The 21,148-nt window shown below is 44.7% G+C and carries 17 protein-coding genes; 4 read left to right on the top strand and 13 right to left on the bottom strand.

The features are described from left to right. Window positions 1–87 precede the first annotated feature (87 nt). From NCCP2331_RS05330 to ilvD, 9 genes are all read right to left on the bottom strand, one after another. On the bottom strand, window positions 88–2,352 hold the full coding sequence (locus NCCP2331_RS05330) for an S-layer homology domain-containing protein (protein ID WP_251669072.1): 2,265 nt from the start codon (window positions 2,350–2,352) through the stop codon (window positions 88–90). An 868-nt stretch (window positions 2,353–3,220) separates the two neighbouring features. Beyond that, a complete protein-coding gene (gene leuD / locus NCCP2331_RS05335; protein ID WP_251669074.1) occupies window positions 3,221–3,805 on the bottom strand; it encodes a 3-isopropylmalate dehydratase small subunit in 585 nt (194 codons plus the stop codon). 13 nt (window positions 3,806–3,818) lie between these two features. Further along, on the bottom strand, window positions 3,819–5,231 hold the full coding sequence (gene leuC / locus NCCP2331_RS05340; protein WP_251669077.1) for a 3-isopropylmalate dehydratase large subunit: 1,413 nt from the start codon (window positions 5,229–5,231) through the stop codon (window positions 3,819–3,821). A 529-nt stretch (window positions 5,232–5,760) separates the two neighbouring features. After that, the gene (leuB, locus tag NCCP2331_RS05345; RefSeq protein ID WP_153722076.1) at window positions 5,761–6,861 is read right to left on the bottom strand and encodes a 3-isopropylmalate dehydrogenase; all 1,101 of its coding nucleotides are present in this window, start codon (window positions 6,859–6,861) and stop codon (window positions 5,761–5,763) included. A gap of 310 nt (window positions 6,862–7,171) precedes the next feature. After that, complete coding sequence (locus tag NCCP2331_RS05350) at window positions 7,172–8,713, bottom strand: 2-isopropylmalate synthase (protein ID WP_153722075.1); 1,542 nt, start codon at window positions 8,711–8,713, stop codon at window positions 7,172–7,174. Continuing rightward, the gene (gene ilvC / locus NCCP2331_RS05355; RefSeq protein ID WP_153722074.1) at window positions 8,700–9,734 is read right to left on the bottom strand and encodes a ketol-acid reductoisomerase; all 1,035 of its coding nucleotides are present in this window, start codon (window positions 9,732–9,734) and stop codon (window positions 8,700–8,702) included. The genes NCCP2331_RS05350 and ilvC overlap by 14 nt, the downstream gene beginning before the upstream one ends. Before the next feature lie 28 nt (window positions 9,735–9,762). Next, on the bottom strand, window positions 9,763–10,281 hold the full coding sequence (gene ilvN / locus NCCP2331_RS05360; protein WP_153722073.1) for an acetolactate synthase small subunit: 519 nt from the start codon (window positions 10,279–10,281) through the stop codon (window positions 9,763–9,765). After that, window positions 10,278–12,026, bottom strand: coding sequence for a biosynthetic-type acetolactate synthase large subunit (gene ilvB / locus NCCP2331_RS05365; RefSeq protein WP_251669078.1), 1,749 nt, complete (start codon window positions 12,024–12,026; stop codon window positions 10,278–10,280). The genes ilvN and ilvB overlap by 4 nt, the downstream gene beginning before the upstream one ends. A gap of 379 nt (window positions 12,027–12,405) precedes the next feature. After that, window positions 12,406–14,073, bottom strand: coding sequence for a dihydroxy-acid dehydratase (gene ilvD / locus NCCP2331_RS05370; RefSeq protein WP_251669079.1), 1,668 nt, complete (start codon window positions 14,071–14,073; stop codon window positions 12,406–12,408). A gap of 590 nt (window positions 14,074–14,663) precedes the next feature. Between ilvD and sda the strand changes: the two genes are divergently transcribed. Continuing rightward, a complete protein-coding gene (sda, locus tag NCCP2331_RS05375) occupies window positions 14,664–14,795 on the top strand; it encodes a sporulation histidine kinase inhibitor Sda (RefSeq protein ID WP_153722070.1) in 132 nt (43 codons plus the stop codon). Between the two features lie 212 nt (window positions 14,796–15,007). Beyond that, window positions 15,008–16,162 (top strand): polysaccharide deacetylase family protein, encoded by a 1,155-nt coding sequence (locus NCCP2331_RS05380; protein ID WP_153722069.1) that lies wholly within the window; start codon window positions 15,008–15,010, stop codon window positions 16,160–16,162. Between the two features lie 41 nt (window positions 16,163–16,203). On the opposite strand, the gene NCCP2331_RS05385 is transcribed toward NCCP2331_RS05380, so the two are convergent. The 3 genes from NCCP2331_RS05385 to NCCP2331_RS05395 form a co-directional block, all read right to left on the bottom strand. Beyond that, window positions 16,204–16,518, bottom strand: coding sequence for a DMT family transporter (locus tag NCCP2331_RS05385; RefSeq protein ID WP_153722068.1), 315 nt, complete (start codon window positions 16,516–16,518; stop codon window positions 16,204–16,206). Beyond that, a complete protein-coding gene (locus NCCP2331_RS05390) occupies window positions 16,481–16,870 on the bottom strand; it encodes a DMT family transporter (RefSeq protein ID WP_153722067.1) in 390 nt (129 codons plus the stop codon). Before NCCP2331_RS05390 ends, NCCP2331_RS05385 begins: the two co-directional genes overlap by 38 nt. A 161-nt stretch (window positions 16,871–17,031) precedes the next feature. After that, a complete protein-coding gene (locus NCCP2331_RS05395) occupies window positions 17,032–17,616 on the bottom strand; it encodes a TetR/AcrR family transcriptional regulator (protein ID WP_153722066.1) in 585 nt (194 codons plus the stop codon). A 369-nt stretch (window positions 17,617–17,985) separates the two neighbouring features. Between NCCP2331_RS05395 and NCCP2331_RS05400 the strand changes: the two genes are divergently transcribed. Next, the gene (locus NCCP2331_RS05400; RefSeq protein WP_251669080.1) at window positions 17,986–19,107 is read left to right on the top strand and encodes a class II histone deacetylase; all 1,122 of its coding nucleotides are present in this window, start codon (window positions 17,986–17,988) and stop codon (window positions 19,105–19,107) included. A 56-nt stretch (window positions 19,108–19,163) separates the two neighbouring features. Next, window positions 19,164–20,552: a purine-cytosine permease family protein gene (locus tag NCCP2331_RS05405; RefSeq protein WP_251669081.1), complete on the top strand. Its 1,389-nt coding sequence runs from the start codon at window positions 19,164–19,166 to the stop codon at window positions 20,550–20,552. A 107-nt stretch (window positions 20,553–20,659) separates the two neighbouring features. On the opposite strand, the gene NCCP2331_RS05410 is transcribed toward NCCP2331_RS05405, so the two are convergent. After that, window positions 20,660–21,073: a cation transporter dimerization domain-containing protein gene (locus NCCP2331_RS05410; protein ID WP_251669082.1), complete on the bottom strand. Its 414-nt coding sequence runs from the start codon at window positions 21,071–21,073 to the stop codon at window positions 20,660–20,662. Window positions 21,074–21,148: the final 75 nt, after the last annotated feature.

Genomic DNA, 21,148 nt, shown 5'->3' on the forward strand with positions numbered 1-21,148 from the left:
CACCATTCTATTTTCTCATTTAACCGCAAAACAGGACCACCCCTAAGTCTGATGAAATGACTTCTCGGATGGTCCTGATTTTTATTCTTACAGTGCGTCAGTATGTTCCGCACCTGCCGGCAGCAATTCAGACATGTGAATTCGCTCCAGCCCTTGTTTAATTTTCGTCGTGTAACCTTTTTTATTTGTATTTAAATATTTAGCTTTCGACTTAATCATGCGTTCGAATACCACTGTCTTTGTCGGGTCCACTTCAGACCACTTTTCATACGAATGAATTAAATCTTCAAGTGTTAAGTGAGTGTAGTCTCTTCCGGCAAACGAACCGTCCGGCGCACGCTTGTACCAGATATCTCCATCGCTTCTGATCCACTTCTTCTCTTCTAAAGCAATGGCCTTTTCAATAGCCGTTGCATTCTGTAAATACACCGGATCCTTAAACTCCTGATAAGCAAGCAGCAAAATGTTCATTCCGCCAAGCAAGTGGTTCATTGATGTATGTGTACGGACTTGCTGTTTTGCAGGGAAATAATCGGGAATATAATAGGCGCTCTTAGTTAACGCGCTGACATTTCCGTTTTTGTGCTGCTGAACCAATAAATTGGCGTAATTGCGCAAGCCTTCATTGTAATCTTTATGGCCAAATGCTTTCCCGCCGTTATAAAGGAATAAGGCAATCTGTTCATTGAAGCGCGTATCGACAAACGGCGCTGTGAAGTTATACAGATTCTTCAGATACGTACTGGTCACTTCTGTTTCCCAATACGCTTTTTTACCTCTGAAGATCGCCAGGTTCGCAAATGAATTATGCAAAATATCTTCATAATATCGTTCTTGTGTTTGATTATAAAGAAGCATGACACGATCTTCTTTCACCAGCAATAGATTCCGGCCATAACCTCGTCCGGAAGCCGGCATCGGTTCAATTGTAGTCGCCATTTTATTATATGGCCCGTTCGCTGTGTACCATTTATTGCGTTTTTTATAATTAATTACTGATTCATGCATCCAAGCATCCATGCGCTGAGTGCTGGAGAATAGTTTTTCTGCTGAAGCCAGATACCATTGATCCACGATATCAAATCCGCGTGAATACAGTTCATAGACGGAGACACGTGTTGTCCCCATTTGAATATTACTGTAGGCTTCTTTTTCATCATGCAGTTCCCGTGTATGACTGGATGCGCCGTTCTGGTAATTCATCTCCAGCTCACGTGAACGGTAGGACTTCGCTATCATTTGCTGTCCCGTTCCCTGATCAGATACTGTTTCCAGCACTCCAATCGGTGAAGTGGCGATATCAAATCCAAACGTCTCATCAATATCTTTTTTCATTGGGTATTTACTGTATGGTTCAAGCCGGTTGCTGTCAATCCCGTTCTCAATCTGTACCAGATCTACGCGGATCGGCAGACGCTGCGGATTGCGGAGCTCAGTGAACACGAAGTAGTCGCCGTTCCCAAGTTCCCGTTTCGTGACAGTCACACGCGTCGCTTTCATGCCGCTCACCCCGTACACATATACGTGGTCAGTCGCGTGACCGTGCGGCTCAACTCGTTTTGTGACGAGCTGCAGATAGTGATTGGAACGCAAAAACGTTCTGTCCTGCTTGGTCAGCGGTACTTCTACAAATTGCTGATCATAGCGGATCGGATCAAATTTCCCAATCGTTTTCGGTTCATTAAATGTGATGGGTTCTTTGTCTTCCAATAAACCCGCCTGGATCATTGCTCTATGTAAGAAGACGACAAATGATGCACGATTAACAGGGGACTTCGGGTCGAACGAACCATCTTCCTTGCCTGTCGTAATTCCGTGCTGCATCAGAACCTTGACACCGTATTTATGTGATTCACTGATTTTCTTGTCATCAGTGAAGTGCACTTCTTCCCCGGTGTCTTCCAAGTTAAATGCTCGTACGATGACACTTGCCATCTGCTCTCGCGTCAACTGGTCGCCGGTTCCGAATGTGCCGTCCGGTTTACCGCCAAATATTCCTTCTTGATAAGTCGCCATCGCTCCACGCAGATGAGAGGATTTGGGACTGACATCTTTGAAGACCGGCTGATAAGGTGCTTCCGGCAGCTTTAAGGCACCTGCCAGCAAGTTGGCCGCCTGTCCGCGCATTATGCTGACGCTCGGTCTAAATTGAAGGTCAGGATAGCCGTTAATAATTTCTTCGTCAACGAGCTGCATCACTTCATCTTTCGCCCAGAACTCATTGTGGACGTCAGAGAACCGCTGATGGTTCATTTCTGCTTTGACATTCTGCTGCGGCAGTCCGATGAATAGCAGCAGCGCAAAGAGTAAAGGGAAGATGATGAGTTTCTTCATCCCAGGTGTTTTCACCATTTTGTTATTTCACTCCATTCACTGCATTTTATAGTAACAGTATGTAGATTACTCCGACAATTATAGCATAACCTTACAATTGTTACGCCCTTTCTACACAAAACGGGGATAAGCGACTAGATGGTGGAAGTGAAGTTTTTTGTGGTAAAAGACAGTAAGTGGTGAGAGACCGTTTCCCTGCGTTTCAGGCGGACGCTTTCGGGAGGGACCTCGGTGAGCCAAGCGAACAGCGAAGGGTTCGCTTTGCCGTATTTCTGTGGCCTTTGCAGAAATTAAGGCACTTGCGGCGAACTTAGGCCGCCTGGAACGAAGGTACACTGGCAGGTGTTTCAATACTTCTAATGTGATGGAGAGTATGAGCATACTATTTTAGACTATTACAATAGGTGAGGTATTTCATGCAATACTTATTATTCTGCAAAGGCTAAGATTCTTGTTATCAATGCGTTTGCAAAGTCTTGAAACGAAAACCACACCAACTAAATCCACAACATACCGAAAAGCTACATGTCCTGCATTTCACATACCAGCTCAGAACCAATTGCAGAACGGCTATGAGCTCGTAGGCTGGTTCAATGATCACAGCAGATTGTGGTATGATCACGCGGCCGAGCCGAATGATCTCACAGACGGTGTGTATGAGCGGCTGAGGCTGAGCTATGAGCGCTTGAGCGGATACTATGATCATCCGTGTAGCTTCGCCCTTCGCCAGCTGGCTCATGGCGTAAGGCAATCCCCTAGCGCAGAAGCGGGATTAAACTGCAAACACACACCCATTCAAACTTCATGCAAAGTCGAGAAACATGAACAATCACCGCAGAGACACAGATGCATTAAAAAACCACCCACAAAAAGTGGATGGCTCTGATTAGGCGTGTTTTTGTTCGTACTCTGTAATTTTATCTTCATACTGGAACGTCAGGGAAATTTCATCCCAGCCGTTCAGCAGCATCTTCTTATAATATGGATCGATGTCGAAGCTGTAGACTTCTCCGTCTTCGCCCGCTACCGTCTGATCTTCCAAGCTGATAGTCAATCGGTACGGCTGATCCATGCCTTTTGCCAAAAACTCATCTACCTCAGCCACTGTCAGCTTAATTGGCAGAATACCATTTTTGAAGCAGTTGCTATGGAAGATATCTGCGAAACTTGGCGCGATTACTACACGGAAGCCATAGTCCAATATCGCCCATGGTGCGTGTTCACGGGATGAACCGCAGCCAAAGTTTTCATGTGCTACCAGAATCGTTGAATCTGCAAAGTTCGGATCGTTTAATACGAACTCTTCATTTTTCGTACCATCCGCATTGAATCTCCAGTGATAGAATAAATACTTTCCAAAACCAGTCCGCTCAATACGCTTCAGGAATTCTTTTGAAATAATTTGATCTGTATCTACGTTGTTTTTATCTAACGGAGTGAGTACACTCTCGATTTTATTAATTGGTTCCATTTGTTACCCCTCCTTAATTATGCACAGCTGCGTCGACTTCGCGTACATCTACGAAATGACCGGCAATTGCTGCAGCTGCCGCCATGGACGGGCTGACGAGATGTGTACGGGAGCCGGCACCTTGGCGTCCTTCAAAGTTTCGATTAGATGTCGATGCACAGCGTTCCCCTGCCGGAACTACGTCATCGTTCATTGCAAGGCACATACTGCATCCTGACTCTCTCCATTCGAATCCAGCATCCATAAAGATTTGAGAAAGGCCGATATCTTCCGCCTGTTTCTTCACCGTTCGTGAACCTGGCACAACAATTGCTGTTACAGAAGGATGCACATGTTTTCCTTTTACTACATCAGCAGCTGCCTGCAGATCGCTTAGACGTGCGTTTGTACATGATCCAATGAACACATGCTGGACATCTATGGATGAAAGAGGCATTCCTTCTGCCAGTCCCATATATTCAAGTGCAGAACGCAAAGCCTGTTTGTCAGTCTCTGACGTGTAATCAGCAGTTGAAGGTATATGTGAAGAGATGCCGGATCCCATGGAAGGATTCGTACCCCATGTAACGAAAGGTTCGATTTCATCTGCATTGATCTCGAGTACCTGATCGTATTCTGCACCTTCGTCAGTATTTAACGCAATCCAGCGTTTTGCCGCTGCTTCGAATTCTTCTCCTTGAGGAGCATAGCGGCGTCCGCGCAGATAGTCAATCGTTGTCTCATCAGGTCCGATCAAGCCGGCTTTCGCACCCGCTTCAATAGACATATTACAGATAGTCATACGCTCTTCCATTGTCAAAGAGCGGATAGCTTCGCCTGTATACTCGACAATATGGCCAGTTCCTATGCCAATGCCGAATTTTGAAATGATGGCCAGAATGATATCTTTGGCAGTAACTCCAAAACCGATTTTACCGTTGACACGGATCTCCATCGTTTTTGGTTTATTCTGCCACAATGTCTGTGTCGAAAGTACATGCTCCACTTCACTCGTACCGATTCCAAACGCAATTGCTCCGAAAGCTCCGTGTGTAGATGTATGGCTGTCACCGCAGACAATTGTTTTTCCCGGCTGGGTGAGGCCCAGTTCCGGTCCGATAATGTGCACGATTCCTTGATCCGGGTGCTCCATATCAGCTAATTGAACTCCAAATTCTTCACAGTTTTTCGCTAAAGTTGTAATTTGTTTTTTCGCTATCGGGTCGTTGATGATCGGCAAGTTTTTCGTCGGGACATTATGATCCATTGTTGCGAAGCAAAGATCCGGACGGCGCACTTTACGATTCGCTAAACGTAAGCCTTCAAATGCCTGCGGTGATGTCACTTCATGAATTAAATGAAGATCAATATACAACAGATCCGGCTTTCCTTCCTCTTCGTAAACTACATGCTGATCCCATATCTTTTCTATAATTGTTTTTGCCATAATAGTTTCTCCTTCCAAGCCATTGCCTATATGATCTGTTTCATCTAGCTACAAGCGCCAGCCTCTCGGGTCGTTTCAGTCCGTCAGTAAAGGCAAAGGACGCCTTTCTTGTCGGACTTCCAACGCCTGTCGAGGCTGAACGGCGCTTTCCGCTTTTGGTTTCATCCAGCTGCGACGGCCAGCTCCTCGGGTCGTTTCAGGATTACCAGAAAGGCAAAATACGCCTTTATGGTAATCCTTCCAACGCCTGTCGGAGCTAAACAGCCGTCTCCGCTTTTGGTTTCATCCAGCTGCAAGCGCCAGCCTCTCGGGTCGTTTCGGTCTTTTCGAAAAGTTGCAAAGAGCGCACCTTGTCGATAAGCCCTCCAACGCCTGTCGAGGCTAGACGGCGCTTTCCGCTTTTGGTTTCATCCAGCTGCAACGGCCAGCTCCTCGGGTCGTTTCAGGATTACCAGAAAGGCAAAATACGCCTTTATGGTAATCCTTCCAACGCCTGTCGGAGCTAAACGGCCGTCTCCGCTTTTGATAATTAAATATAAGAATACATAATGCTGTTAGACACAAACTGAAGGTCCAGTTCGTCTACGATTTTATCTGTCCATTCTTTTGTGGATAATGAGCGCTGGTCTTTGCCGGCTAAGTCTGCAGTGAAGTGTCCTTCTTCGAACACTGTATTTACTGCTTTTTCTACTGCTGCTGCTTCTGTTTCCAGTCCGAATGAATACTTCAGCATCATCGCCACTGAAAGAATTGCCGCTGCCGGATTGGCTACGCCCTGGCCGGCCACGTCCGGTGCTGAACCGTGTACCGGTTCGTATAGACCTAATCCGTCGGAGCGGACACTTGCGGAAGGCAATAAGCCGAGTGATCCTGTAATTACGGAAGCTTCATCACTTAAAATGTCACCAAACATATTCTCCGTTAGGATGACGTCAAATGCAGCCGGATTCGTAATGAGCTTCATTGCACAGGAATCCACTAACTGATGCTCCACCTCAACATCCGGGTAATCAGCTTTCTTTTCTTCTACAATTTTTCTCCACAGTTTACTTGACTCGAGTACATTCGCTTTGTCCACAGAGGTTACTTTACCTTTACGCAACCGGGCCAGTTCGAAACCTTTGTCGACAATACGTTCGATTTCCTCACGTGTGTATACCAGTGTGTCTACTGCAGATTGATCTGTATGCCTGCTTGGTTTACCGAAATAAAGTCCTCCGGTTAATTCACGCACAATCAGCATATCGACTTCTTTTACAATGTCTTCTTTTAGAGGAGAAGCATGGATTAAAGAAGGAACAGCTGCAACGGGGCGGAGGTTCGCGAATAGATCAAAGTGTTTGCGAATTGCGAGCAACCCTTTTTCCGGCCGTAATTCAGACGGATTCTGATCCCACTTCGGACCACCTACAGCTCCGAGGAGAATGGCGTCACTTGATTCACATAATTCAATTGTTTCTTTTGGAAGCGGATCATTTTTGTCATCGATTGCAGCTCCGCCAATTAGTCCATACTCAGTATGGAATGTATGGTTGAAGCGTCTGCCGATCACTTCCAGCACTCGAACAGCCTCTGCCATTACCTCTGGTCCTATGCCGTCGCCCGGCAATACTGCTATTTTCTTTTCCATAGAACTTCTCCTCCTTGATCAATCTCGTATCACTCGATCGAATACTCTATCCTCTATTTAAAATGTTCCCTGCCTAAACCTGTACTACGGACATACTTAGTACGCAGTTTGGGATCTGCGCTTCAGACGGTACGCTTTCCGGAGGGCCCGCGGTGAGCCAACTTGGTCGCTTCGCTCCCCAAAGTTGGCTCACCTGTCGGGCTGATCCTCCCGGAGTCGACCGTCTTTCGCTTCGATCCTACTTACTATTTTCTAAAGAATATCCTCTTCACTTTATACTTCCTGTCCACTAAAAATGCAGTTAATTAAGTCAATTAATTACTTCTTGTTTACGCATTTTCTCACGTACCAATTGGCGGTTAATTGCATTTAGATAAGCTTTTGCAGATGCTTCCAATACGTCTTGTGCCACATCGCGGCCTTTCAGTTCCAAGCCATTATAAGTCAAATTAACAAGCGCTTCTCCCAGTGCATCCCGGCCTTTACCGATGGATGTTACACGGTAATCGAGAATCAGAACCTCACCTTTGATCACAAGTTCTAATGCGTTGAAAATGGATTCAACAGAACCTGCGCCAGTTGTCGCAACGGTAACAGTTTCGCCGCTTGGGACAGTAGCTGTAACCGTCGCTGTAGGTATATTGGATGTACCGTACTGAACCTGTACGTTGTGCAATTCGTAAATTGGAGTATCCGTATCAGCCAATTGCTGGCCGGTAAACAGTACGAATAAATCGTCTTCTGTAATTTCTTTTTTACGGTCTGCAAGCTTTTTGAAGTCATCAAATGCCTCATTGATTTGCTTGTCAGTTAGTTCAAACCCCATCGTGACTGCGCGATCCTTAAATGCAGCGCGTCCGGAGTGTTTACCGAGTGCTAACGGAATATCCGTTTCACCAATCAATTCCGGTGTGATGATTTCATACGTCTGTCGATTTTTCAGCATGCCATCCTGGTGTATACCGGATTCATGGGCAAATGCATTTTTGCCGACAACTGCTTTATTTGGCTGGATCACTACACCTGTCAAACGGCTTACCAGCTGGCTTGAACGTTTAATTTCCTGTAAGTTGATGCCGGTCTCCATATTATAGAAGTCGTTGCGGATATGCATAGCTACCGCAATTTCTTCCAATGAAGCGTTTCCTGCACGTTCTCCAATTCCGTTAATCGTACACTCCACTTGATCTGCACCGTTTTCCACAGCTGCGATGGAGTTGGCCACAGCCATCCCCAAGTCATCATGACAGTGTGCAGACAACTTTACTTTCTCGATTCCGGTAACATTCTCTTTCAAGTATTTGAAAAGAGCACCATATTCCTGCGGTGTTGCATAGCCTACAGTATCGGGAATATTGATTGTTGTAGCTCCGGCTTGTATTACTTTGTTAATGATTCTGACGAGGAATTCAGGCTCTGAACGGAAAGCATCTTCTGCTGACCATTGAACGAGAGGGAAATACTGCTTTGCGTATTTTACCGCATCCACTGCTATGTCAACCACTTCGTCCGGAGATTTTTTCAGCTTATATTCCATATGAATCGGCGATGTTGCTAAAAAAACGTGGAGATGAGGCTGGACGCCGCCGCGAAGGGCTTCCCATGATATATCAATATCTTTCTTCATCGCTCTTGCAAGGCCTGTAACTGTTGAGTTCTTCACAGTATTAGCAATACGCTGAACGGCTTCAAAATCCCCGGGGGAAGAAGCAGGAAATCCTGCTTCAATGACTGCTACCCCGAGTTTTTCAAGTTGGCGGGCGATCTCTAACTTTTCTACTGTATTTAAATTAATACCTGCAGATTGCTCACCGTCGCGAAGAGTGGTATCGAAAATATCAATTTTTCTCACTCGCTACCACTTCTTCCTCTTTCGACTTAGCTCCTTCGCTGATGAATGGCATCATAGAACGAAGCTTTTGTCCAACTTCTTCGATTTGGTGCTTAGATTCAGCTTCTTCGATTGCGTTAAATTTAGGACGTCCGTTTTTGTTTTCTTCAATCCATTCTTTTGCGAACTTACCTGATTGGATATCAGTAAGAATATCTTTCATCCGTGCTTTTGTATCTGCATCGATAACGCGCGGTCCAGAAACGAAATCTCCCCACTCAGCTGTATCAGAGATAGAATAGCGCATTCCAGCCATTCCGCCTTCGTACATTAAGTCTACGATTAGCTTTGTTTCGTGCAATGTTTCGAAGTAAGCAAGTTCAGGCTGATATCCAGCTTCTACAAGCGTTTCGAATCCAGCTTTTACTAATGAAGTCAAGCCGCCGCAAAGTACTGCCTGCTCTCCGAAAAGGTCTGTAACTGTTTCTTCTTCGAATGTTGTTTCCAATACACCGCCGCGAGCAGAGCCGATCCCTTTTGCATATGCAAGGGCTACGTCTTTCGCCTGGCCTGAAACGTCTTGATAAACTGCGAATAGTGCCGGAACACCGCCGCCTGCTTCAAATGTTCTACGTACTAAGTGTCCTGGTCCTTTTGGAGCTACAAGGAATACATCTACATCAGCAGGAGGTTTGATTTCGCCGAAGTGTACGTTGAAACCGTGAGCGAATACCAATGATTTGCCTTTAGCAAGAGCCGGCTCGATTTCTGCTTCGTATACTGCTTTTTGGTTTTCGTCAGGAAGCAGGATCATGATCAAATCTGCTTTTTCAGATGCTTCTTTAACAGTCAATGCTTCTAATCCGTCAGCTTTTGCCTGATCGAACGATTTACCCGGGCGTACGCCGACTACTACGTTGAAGCCTGAATCTTTTAGATTACGAGCATGTGCGTGTCCTTGTGAACCGTACCCGATGATTGCGATTGTTTTGTCCTGTAATAGTCCTTCATTGATATCCTGGTTATAATACATTTTTGTCATTTTCATTTCCTCCTAGTGTGTGTGTGAATTATTGTTTTAAAATCGACAGCTGTGGTGCTTGAACCTTTTGCATGTCACGGGCAAATGCCGTCGCGCCGGTTCGTGTTAACTCTTTGATGCCATATGGTTTCAGCAAATCGATGAAAGCTTCGATTTTGTCTGGGTCACCCGTTACCTGGTAAGTTACTACATTCTTTCCTGAATCGACAATAGTCGCCCGGAAAGGTTCAACAATACTGTTCATTTCAGCACGGATCTGCGGCGGTGAGATCACCTTGACTAAGGCGAGCTCACGCAGCACAATTGCTTTATCCGTTATATCTTTAACTGTAATAACATCTATCTGCTTCTGCAGCTGCTTTACAAGTTGTTCGATTTTGTTTTCATCTTCCACATGAACCTGGAATGTCATTTTTGATCTATTTGGTTGTTCAGTAGGACCCACTGTAATACTTTCAATGTTAAATTGACGCTTCATGAGAAGTCCTGTTACACGGTTCAGCACTCCGCTTTGGTTGATAACTGTTACGGTAATGATTCGTTTCATTTAGGACTCACTCCAATCATTTCTGCACTGCCTTTACCAGGCGCTACCATCGGATAAACGTTTTCCAGCTGTTTTACCCGGCAGTCAATTAGAACCGGCTCATCTGATAATAAAGCTTCTTCAAAAACTCTTTCTGCTTCTTCCAGTGTATTGATCCGGTATCCTTTCAGATCATACGCTTCAGCCAATTTGATAAAGTCCGGCTGAACCGGCATCAGCGACTGTGAATAGCGTTCTTCATAGAATGTTTCCTGCCACTGACGGACCATGCCCAGCGCACCGTTATTTAGAATGATGACTTTAACGGGAATCCGCAGTTCCTGAAGCAATGAAAGTTCCTGCGCTGTCATCTGGAAGCCTGCATCCCCGACAACTGCGATTACACGCGCATCAGGTTTCGCAATCTGCGCCCCGATAGCTGCCGGGAAACCGAAGCCCATTGTTCCAAGGCCGCCGGATGTTACCCAGTTGTCCGGATTATTCAAGCGGTAATACTGCGCCGTCCACATTTGATGCTGGCCCACGTCAGTCGTTACAATCGCATTACCTTTTGTTATGCGGTGCACAATTTCCAGTGCCTGCTGTGGAAGAAGATCCTCGTCATCTTCTTTGTACCACAGCGGATATTCTTTCGACATATTCTGTAAGTACTGTACCCATTCCGATGAATCAGGCGATTTGAAGTCCGCTTTCAGCAATGCTGCCAATGCTTCTTTTGCATCCGAGACGATCGGAATTTCAGTTACAACGTTCTTGCCGATTTCTGCCGGGTCGATGTCTACATGAATAACACGCGCGTTCGGCAGGAATGACTGTAAGTTTCCTGTCAGCCGGTCGTCAAAACGGGCACCGACATTCAGCAAAACATCACACTCATTCAAACCGTAATTGGCAGTCGCCAGTCCGTGCATTCCAGCCATTCCGACAAATAATTCATGATCGCCATGAATAGAACCCAGACCCAGCAATGTGTTCGCTATAGGGATCTGATGTCTTTCCACAAGCTCTTTCAGTTCATCTGTTCCTCCTGCATGAAGCACACCGGCTCCTGCAAGGATCATCGGCTTTTTCGCTGTAGAAATGGCTTTTGCAGCTTTTTGAATTTGCAGGTAATTCGGCGTTTTAGTCGGCTGGTAGCCTGGTAAATTCACTTCTTTATTTTCCTTTTCAACTGGTACGAACAGATCTGTCGCAACGTTTTTCGGAACATCAACAACAACCGGTCCCGGTCTTCCTGTAGAAGCAATATGGAACGCTTCACGAATGATCCGCGGAAGGTCTGCTACATTCTGTACCTGATAATTATGTTTCGTAATTGGCTGTGTAATACCGATGATGTCTGCTTCCTGGAAAGCATCCGTACCGATTACTGTACTCGCTACCTGCCCCGTGATTACGACCAGCGGCAATGAATCCATCATGGCATCCGTGATACCCGTTACTAAGTTCGTCGCTCCCGGACCTGACGTCGCGATGACAACGCCTGTTTTCCTTGAAACACGTGCATATCCTTCTGCTGCGTGGATTGCCCCTTGTTCATGACGTGCCAGAACGTGAGGAATAGGATCGTTGTAAAGCGCGTCATAGATCGGAAGCACTGCGCCTCCCGGATAACCAAAGATGACTTCAACATTCTGTTCTTTCAGCGCCTGAATTAAGATGGCGGATCCGTCTAAAGATTTCTTATTAAGTTCCATTGGCTTCGCTGCGGCGGCTGTTTGTTTTTCTTTTACTTCAGCACTCATAATGGACTCCTCCTTGCATTTTTCAAATATTCAAACTCATCAATGTTGTTTTCTCCTAAAAAAAAGCCTTTTCATCCCACGCAAAGAAATCTCTTTTCTTCACATAGGGATGAAAAAGCTTCCATGGTACCACCCTAGTTCGTGACAATCGTCACCTTATAAGAAAGCAAGCCGAAACTCCGCTTTCTCATTGCTAACGAGCCCAAATTCTTGAGCCCGAGACTGCCTAATCAGCTAACCTTTTAGCAGTCCACTCCGAGGGGATGTCGCAAATAGTTGTACTGCCGGCTTCCAGCGCTACCGGCTCTCTGTGAATACAATTTTCTATCTGCTTTAACCTCATCAACGTTTTATCTTTATTCAACTTAAAACTCTCAGCTTATATCTTCATTACTCCGCCTGTACTGGCTGAAGTAACAAGTTTTGAATATCTTGCCAGATATCCTTTTTTGATTTTGGGTTCAAATGGCTTCAAAGCATGTCTGCGCTCTGCAAGAACTTCGTCAGGCACATTCAGTTCAATCGTACGGTTCGTCAAGTTAATTTCGATGATATCACCATTCTCGACAAGAGCAATCGGCCCGCCGTCTGCAGCTTCCGGTGAAATATGTCCAATGGAAATTCCTCGGGATGCACCAGAGAAACGGCCGTCTGTAATGAGTGCCACTTCTTTTCCTAACCCCTTGCCCATAATAGCTGAGGTTGGGGCAAGCATTTCCGGCATTCCCGGTCCGCCTTTTGGACCTTCGTAACGAATAACCACTACATGCCCTGCCTTCACTGTATCATCATCAATTCTCGCTTGTGCTTCTTCCTGTGATTCAAAGACAATCGCTTCGCCTCTGAACTCTTTAATAGAAGGATCAACAGCACCGACTTTAATGACAGAGCCTTCAGGGGCGATATTTCCAAATAAAATGGACAGGCCGCCGACTGGGCTGTACGGATCATCTTTCGTCCGAATGACATCTGTATTCGTGATTTCATGTCCTGCTACATCTTCCGCAATTGTCTGCCCTGTAATGGTAATCCGATCTTTATGGATGGCCCCGTCAATTTTACACAATTCATTGACAATTGCACTTACACCTCCGGCCAGATGGACGTCATGCATAGAGTAATCCGATGCCGGCATAATCTTCGCCAAATACGGAACTCGTTTTGCTACCTCATTTACATCTTCAATATTGTAGTCAATCTCTGCTTCATGTGCGATGGCCAGTGTATGGAGGACTGTATTAGTGGAACCGCCCATTGCCATGTCCAGCGCGAATGCATCATCGATTGTTTCTTTAGTTATAATATCTCTTGGCTTAATATCTTTTTCAATACATTCCATTAAATGCTTCGCTGCCTTCTTGATCAGCTTATGACGTTCGTCAGAGGTTGCAAGAATTGTCGCATTTCCTGGCAATGCCATACCGAGCATTTCCATCAGAGAGTTCATGGAGTTCGCTGTGAACATTCCTGAACATGATCCGCACGACGGACAAGCATTCTCTTCAATGTCCTTCAGCGTTTCCAATGTCATGTTTCCGCTCTTATATGCTCCGACCCCTTCAAAAACAGATGTTAGTGAAAGAGCTTCTCCAGTTGCTGATACGCCAGCTTCCATCGGTCCGCCTGAAACGAATACGGAAGGTACGTTAGTCCGTACTGCCGCCATGAGCATGCCCGGTGTGATCTTGTCGCAGTTCGGTATATAGAAGACACCGTCAAACCAGTGTGCGTTAATGACCGTTTCTGCTGAGTCTGCTATCAGTTCGCGGCTCGGCAGTGAATAGCGCATACCGATATGCCCCATTGCGATTCCATCATCCACACCGATCGTGTTGAATTCAAATGGTACTCCGCCCGCTTCCCAAATCGCTTCCTTGACTACTTCAGCAAATTTGTTCAAATGCATATGTCCTGGAATAATGTCAATATATGAGTTGCATACACCAATAAATGGTTTGTTCATATCTTTCGTTTTAACACCGGCTGCATAAAGTAAGCTGCGGTGCGGTGCCCGGTCGATCCCTTTTTTAATCATGTCACTTCTCATTGCAATCTCTCCTAAACTAATCGAACGAACCAATTATCAATCAATTGCATTCAGTTGAATATTCTGAATAGCCAATGTATAGAATCACACGGCTATGAACTAGATTGTTGCTATCATATCTTGTATAAAGATAAAGGTCAACCGTATTATTAAAGTTTTTACTCAATTGTGACTAATAGAAAACTACTGAATACGCTTACATATGCAATATATCGCGATATATTGCATATCAAGATTAACAAAAGTTTTTTTATGTTTTCTAAGACTTCCAAGACATTCTCTTTTAGACTCTATTCTTTTAGTGGATTTCATAGTTCACTTTCTTCAACTATATAAGTTAAACTATTTAGAAAACTCTTCGACACTTTTCGACAACTGTTTTTTTGTTTATAACTCTATACACATAATACCCTGTAATATCAGTGTGTTTACCTTCTCTATTCACATAATACTAACAACTTATCCACCTGCCATGTGGATAAAACGAACGGTTGTTCTTTCCCGATGCCTCTGGTAATATCATAATTAACATCTTGAGAGTATATGCAGCTTGGAGGACTTCTATTCATTTAAGGGGAGGCGATTCTATTATGCTTCAATTATCGGATCAATTGCTGATTTATTCATACCAACAGGCCCGGAGACTTAAACTAAACAATGAATTCATTGTCATGCTTGAAAGAGAGATACAGAAGCGCTCCTTAAAGTTGTCCCGCCTCTGACGCTCCCTCTCTCTTCCACAGTAGAAAAGGACTGTTCTGTGCACATGCAGAACAGTCCTTTTTAGTAGGTTAATTATTCTGCTTATATCATTAACTTCTTTTATCTCTGTCATTCACAAAACTGCAAGACTTTCCTCATAATTCACCTTGCTTTCCCGCCTGCGACAACTTACTATTAAAAAAGTGCATACAGAATAGGAGACATACATCGAATGAAGAAGTTACTAGTATTGGCTGTATTTTTTTGCAGCTGTTTATTTGCCGCCCCCCTCACCCATGCTGCTGACCGTCAAGTTGTGAAAGTCGCTGCCGCTTCCCCTGTTTTTAAAGATACCCAGAAAATCGCTGTTTTTTCGAAAGGCTCTGTTCACACAGTTATGGGATCTGACGAGCGTTTTTACTATTCTAAAATCGGTGACCTGGAAGTAAAGTTCTCAAAACAGCACGCTCATCCAGTATCTCAGGACGCTGAACAGCTGAAAAGTGCAAATCCCGTTCGCATTATGACGAAAAAAAGTGTACCGGTCTATTCAAAACCTTCCGTAAAAGCAGTTCAATTCGGTCACCTGCAGTCAAAGCAAACCGTTTTTGTTCAGAGGCTGAAAGGCGATTTTTATCCAGTTATTTTCGGCGGTAAAACGGGTTACATCTATAGAAAAGATATCGAAGTTCAAAAAGGACTCCCTGTTATCATGTATCACGACCTCGTGAAGAATAAAGACGGAGATAATTTGTCCATTCTGGAAGTAAGTAAGTTTAAAGAGCAAATGAATTATTTAAAAGTCAACGGATGGCGTACCATTACATCTGAAGAATTGACACTCTGGCTGCAAAAGAAAATAAAGCTTCCTGAAAAATCCGTTTTGATTACATTTGACGATGGGTATTCCTCTACAGCAGATTTAGCATATCCAATTCTTAAGGCAAACAAATTAAAAGCAACCGCCTTCTTGATTGCCAGCCGAATTAACCGCCTAGGCTACTTGACTGAGCAACAAATGCAGGCAACACAGGACGTCATTTCTTATCAGAGCCATACATATGATTTACATGGCTTTAATTCAATGACGGGACTGGCACTGCTGGAATACACACCCAGGCTGCTGATCTACGAAGATCTGTTAAAAGCCAGCCAGACGATTCATGAAATCGTCCCGCGGCAACCTTCAGTATCGGCCCTTGCCTATCCATATGGTCTTCGTAATACAGAAGCTCTGCGCGCCAGTAAAGTCGCCGGCATTAAAAGCGGCTTCACCATTACAGAAGGCAATGTGTTCCAGGGCGACTCACCGTTTCATTTGAACCGCCAACGCGTTCATTCGGGTATGTCACTGAAAGATTTCGAAAAGAAACTGCTTGGTCAGTAAAAAAAGGAACGTTCGCTATATGACGCGAACGTTCCTTTTATTTATGACAATGCTTTTAATCCTACAACTCCAACAACAATCAACGCGAGGCTTGCTACACGGCCTGTACTTTTGGATTCGTTGAAGAAAATCATGTTTATGATCACGGCGCCTGCCGTACCGATACCAATCCACACCGCGTAGGCAGTACTGACTTGAAGATACTTGAAAGAGTTATATAGGAAGAAGAATGCCGTGCCGAAGCCTCCGTAATATATTAATCCCATCATCAAGCTCTTATTCTCACTGAACTTCTTCAATCCGATTACACCGATGAGCTCACTTAGTGCCGCCAAGAACACCAGTATCCATCCCATTCTCCTCCACTCCTTTCAACGCTTTCTTTTCATCCATGCCATCTGCTATTTTCAGTCCTGCCACGCCGATCACTAGGATGAAGATGAAAAATAGTTTCCCTAAACTTATATCCTCTCCGAAAAAAAATACATCCATTAAAGATGTCCCGACTGTGCCGATTCCTGCGAATACTGCGTATACCGTTCCAGTCGGCAGGCCTTCACAAGCTTTCGTTAAGAAGTGAAAATCGACAAATATAAAGCCTACGATAAAAATCCAATGCCACCATTGATCTGCTGTATTGAAGCCAAAAATCCAGACTAATTCAAAGAAGCTAGTCAATGCCACATATAACCAGGCTTTATTCATAATATCCCCTCCACTTTTCTATCTTGAAATATCTTTTTTGACTGACTGTCATTCATTTTACCACAATAAAAGATTTAATGCGATACAATTTTTCCACAGTCACTATTACCAGAAAAAAAAAGACGGGGCGGATGGAAAGGCGCCCCTCCCTGCCTATACTTCCATCAGCTTTTTACCGTTTGAAACTGAAGTGCATAATTCATGAAGTCGAGAACCTCTGACTTTTGACGGTCTGCTTCATTTTCATCATGGCTGGCATACAGAAAAACCTGCTCTGCAGTCGACTCGATGAGCCCGATGAGAATTTTAGCTGTCCGGTCAGGCTTGATGGAATCGCGGACTGCCCCTGCGGCTTTCGCGGCTTTCAATTTCTCGCTGACCCATTTATAAAACGGCGCGTACACTGCTTCCCATTCGCGGATTTGCTCAGTGGAGGCCAGCCCTGAATAAATGACGGCCAGTATCTCATAATATTCTTTATTCACTTCATATATGGCATCCACCATTTGCTCGAATTGTTTAGGATAAGGAGCCTGGTCATCCACTGTGTGCTTTACTATATCCATAGTTTTGACCACCATCACTTCTGCGATAGCCGGCATTAAAGACAGCTTCGAAGGAAAATACAAATAAAAAGTTCCTTGTGCGATTCCCGCTCGCTTGACGATATCTGAGATTTTCGTCTTCTCTATTCCCTGCTCTTTAAAAACCTGTATGGCGGATTGAACAATCGCTGTTTTCTTTCCCAATAAACTCCCCACGCTCTCTGTCTATAGATTTTTAATATTATATCTCAAACATTCTTTTCTGACAACTCGCCCCTCTTTTTCCTTTTGACAGTGTGTGCCGTTGTAAACTTTTTTAAATTATACAAAATTTGCAGTTGACAAGTGACTGATATTCATTTATTGTTTGTACTCAGAGAGAAGGAATGTCACCATCCGGACACAATTCCCGCTTCATTGACAATGATTCTTTGCCGGCTTCTTACTTAAGTTTATCACAATAGAGCGGCAAATTTGAAGTGTAAATGAAAACGCTTACTCGGGTATGCCTTATACTTTCGAATGACTGATATTCATTCATCTACCTATATACACTATTTTGGAGGGATACAGATGAACACTGGCTATATTTTTGATGAAAGTTACTTCTGGCACGACACGGGCAGCGGAACGCTTTTTTTACCTTCAGGAGGATATATGCAGACTGATGTGTTTGTGGAACACCCTGAAACAAAGAGACGCGTCAATAATCTCCTAGCACGATGCGGTTTAATGAAACAGCTCAATCAAATTGAGCCCCGTCCCGCCACTAAAGAAGAAATTGAATATTTTCATACTCCTGAATATGTGGAAAAAGTGAAGCATTTAAGCGATACGACTGGCGGAGATGCAGGAGATCATGCCATTGTCGGCAGAGGTTCCTACGAAATCGCTCTTCTCTCTACAGGAGGTGCGCTGCGTGCCGTTGACGCGGTGATGGAAGGCGAAGCCGATAATGTCTATGCGCTGACACGCCCCCCGGGTCACCATGCTGAAAAAGATAAAGGCATCGGTTTCTGCATTTTCAATAATGTGGCGATTGCCGCGAAATATGCGCGTGAAAAATACGGGCTTGAGCGAGTCATGGTGTTAGATTGGGATGTGCATCACGGAAACGGAACGGAGCAGGCTTTCTATGAAGATCCAAATGTCCTGTTTTTCTCCATTCACCAGCACTTAAGCTTCCCTAGTGACACGGGTTACAAGGAAGATACCGGCGAAGGTGCCGGAAAAGGATATAACGTCAATATTCCATTGCCGCCGGGAACTGGGGATAAAGGCTATATCCATGCGTTCGAATCGATTATCGAACCGATTGCGGATGAATTCAAGCCAGAATTAATTATCATATCCGCCGGACAGGATCCCGGCATGTTTGATCCGCTTGGCCGGATGATGATGACAGCTGAAGGATTTGGCAAGCTGACCGATATTATGCTGCGTATTGCAGGCAAGCATTGCGGCGGAAAAATCGTATTCTGTCATGAAGGCGGCTACAGCAATGCTTACGTGCCGTTCTGCACACTAAAAATCATCGAACGCTTAAGCGGCATTGAAACCGATGTGACCGATCCATACTCATCCGGAGCACAAGGATATCCCGATCAATTATATGCCAATCAAAAAGAGGCGATTGATGAAGTAATTGATGTGCAGAAAGAATTTTGGTCTGTACTGCGTCCTGTTGTCAGTTAAATAGGAGAGAACTGCTTCTCTCCTTCATCAGTTCTAAAATCAAAGGAGGCGTTTCCATGGCGAATGCTAAATCAAAATCAATTGAGCAAGTCGGTTTCGAATTTATCCCTGAGAAAGATCGTAAAGGAAATCCGAAAGAACTGTTTTTCACCTGGTTTGCTGCAAGTACCGTATCCACGACGCTGGTCACCGGCGCATTGGCGATTATCATCGGGCTGAATTTTTGGTGGGCAACACTCGCTATCCTTCTCGGACATGCGATCGGCGCCGTGTTCATGGGGCTGCATTCCGCCCAGGGACCGAAACTGGGGATCCCACAAGTCTTGCAGAGTCGTGCTCAATTCGGCTACTTTGGCGTCATCCTGCCCATGCTCATTATTTTGACGATGTATTTCGGCTATGGGGCCATGAACACGATTTTAGTTGCTCAAGGTGTACAGGAAACGCTTGGTTTTAACATCAACCTTACCGTAATGGTCAGTTTGATTCCGATGGTTCTGCTGGCAGTCTATGGGCAGAACATCATTCAAAAATCGATGAAGCTGTATACGATCGGCTATACAGTGATCTTCCTGATCCTCACTGTGCTGGTCATCAGCCAATTATCCATGGATTTACTGAGTCAGGGTTCGTTCAGCTGGACTGCTTTCATTCTTGCCGTATCCATTTGTGTGACCTGGCAGATTACGTACGGTCCTTATGTTTCCGACCATTCTCGGTTTATGAAACCGAATGATGCCCGCAAAACGTTCTTCTATTCGGCTGGCGGCAGTTTTCTGAGTTCGGCATGGCTGATGGTCATTGGTGCCGCCATCGCTACGATGGTCGTCAACGGTAATGTCATGGGTGAAATTAAGAATATGGGCGGCGTACTTGGCTACTCGATCGTCATTTTGCTGTCACTCGGCGTGCTGGTAATCAATTCACTGAATATTTACGGGGCAGGGATTATTGTGCTTTCGATTGCGAGTAACTTCTGGACGTTCCGGACTTCGGGCAGACTGCGTGTCATCATTTCTGTACTGATCGGGATCGTCGTCGCATTTGCTGCAACGGCTGGTGCTGGAAATTTCATGGCAAACTTTCAAATATACCTGGGCTTTGTTTTATTCTTCATCATCCCATGGAGTGTCATTAATCTGACGGACTTTTATATATTGAAGAGAAGATACCACCACGAAGAGTTCATGAAGAAGGACGGACAGTTCGGCAGATTAAATTTCCGGACGATGGGAATCTATTTATTTACGATTCTTTGCCAGGTTCCTTTCATTAATACAGAGATCTATCAAGGACCGCTTTCCAAAGCAATGAACGGCATGGATATCGCTTGGCTTATCGGGATCTTCATTGCTTTTACCTTCTATACTCTATCCGCCAAAGCTGCGGCCACTCCTCCTGAAAATGCGGTGGATGTCCGTGTAGCAAAGTCTTCTGTCGAATAAAAAAGCAATCATCCGGATGGACCCGAATGATTGCCCTGCTGTATCGTTCCTGACCAGAACGCACAACCTGATTCTACCACATTGCAGAGAAATTCTCTGCAATGTTTTTATTTTGCTTCTTTCGTTTCCTGAACGAATGTTTCTCCGCTCTTACGTGCCTGGATATCTATGCTATGGTCTGGATATTCTTTTTCAATACGCTCATAGAATTTCTTCGCGATTTCTTTCGCTTTTTCTTCCTTCATATCCTCAGTTACTTCGAAATCCAGCAACACATATCCGCCGGCATCTTCGGTAATGATCAGACTGACTTGGGAAACGCCTTCTTCTTTAGCAAATTCTTCCTTCAGATCCTCGTCTGAAGACGTCGTATCTGATTTATCTACTACATCTGGTGCTTTGTTTTCAGCCGGTTCGGTTTGTTCCTGATCCGCTTTCTTTTCTTCTTCGGTATCTCCGTTGCAAGCTCCTAATAATAGAAGAGATAAACCAAGCGGCGCCATTAACTGTCTTTTCTTCATGATAAAACCGACCCTTTCTGTAATAAACTCTAAAATTATCCTATCATATATGTAAAACCCTGACAAAGAATTCGA

It is taken from the genome of Sporosarcina sp. NCCP-2331 (genome assembly GCF_023707945.1).
GTDB lineage: Bacteria > Bacillota > Bacilli > Bacillales_A > Planococcaceae > Sporosarcina > Sporosarcina cascadiensis.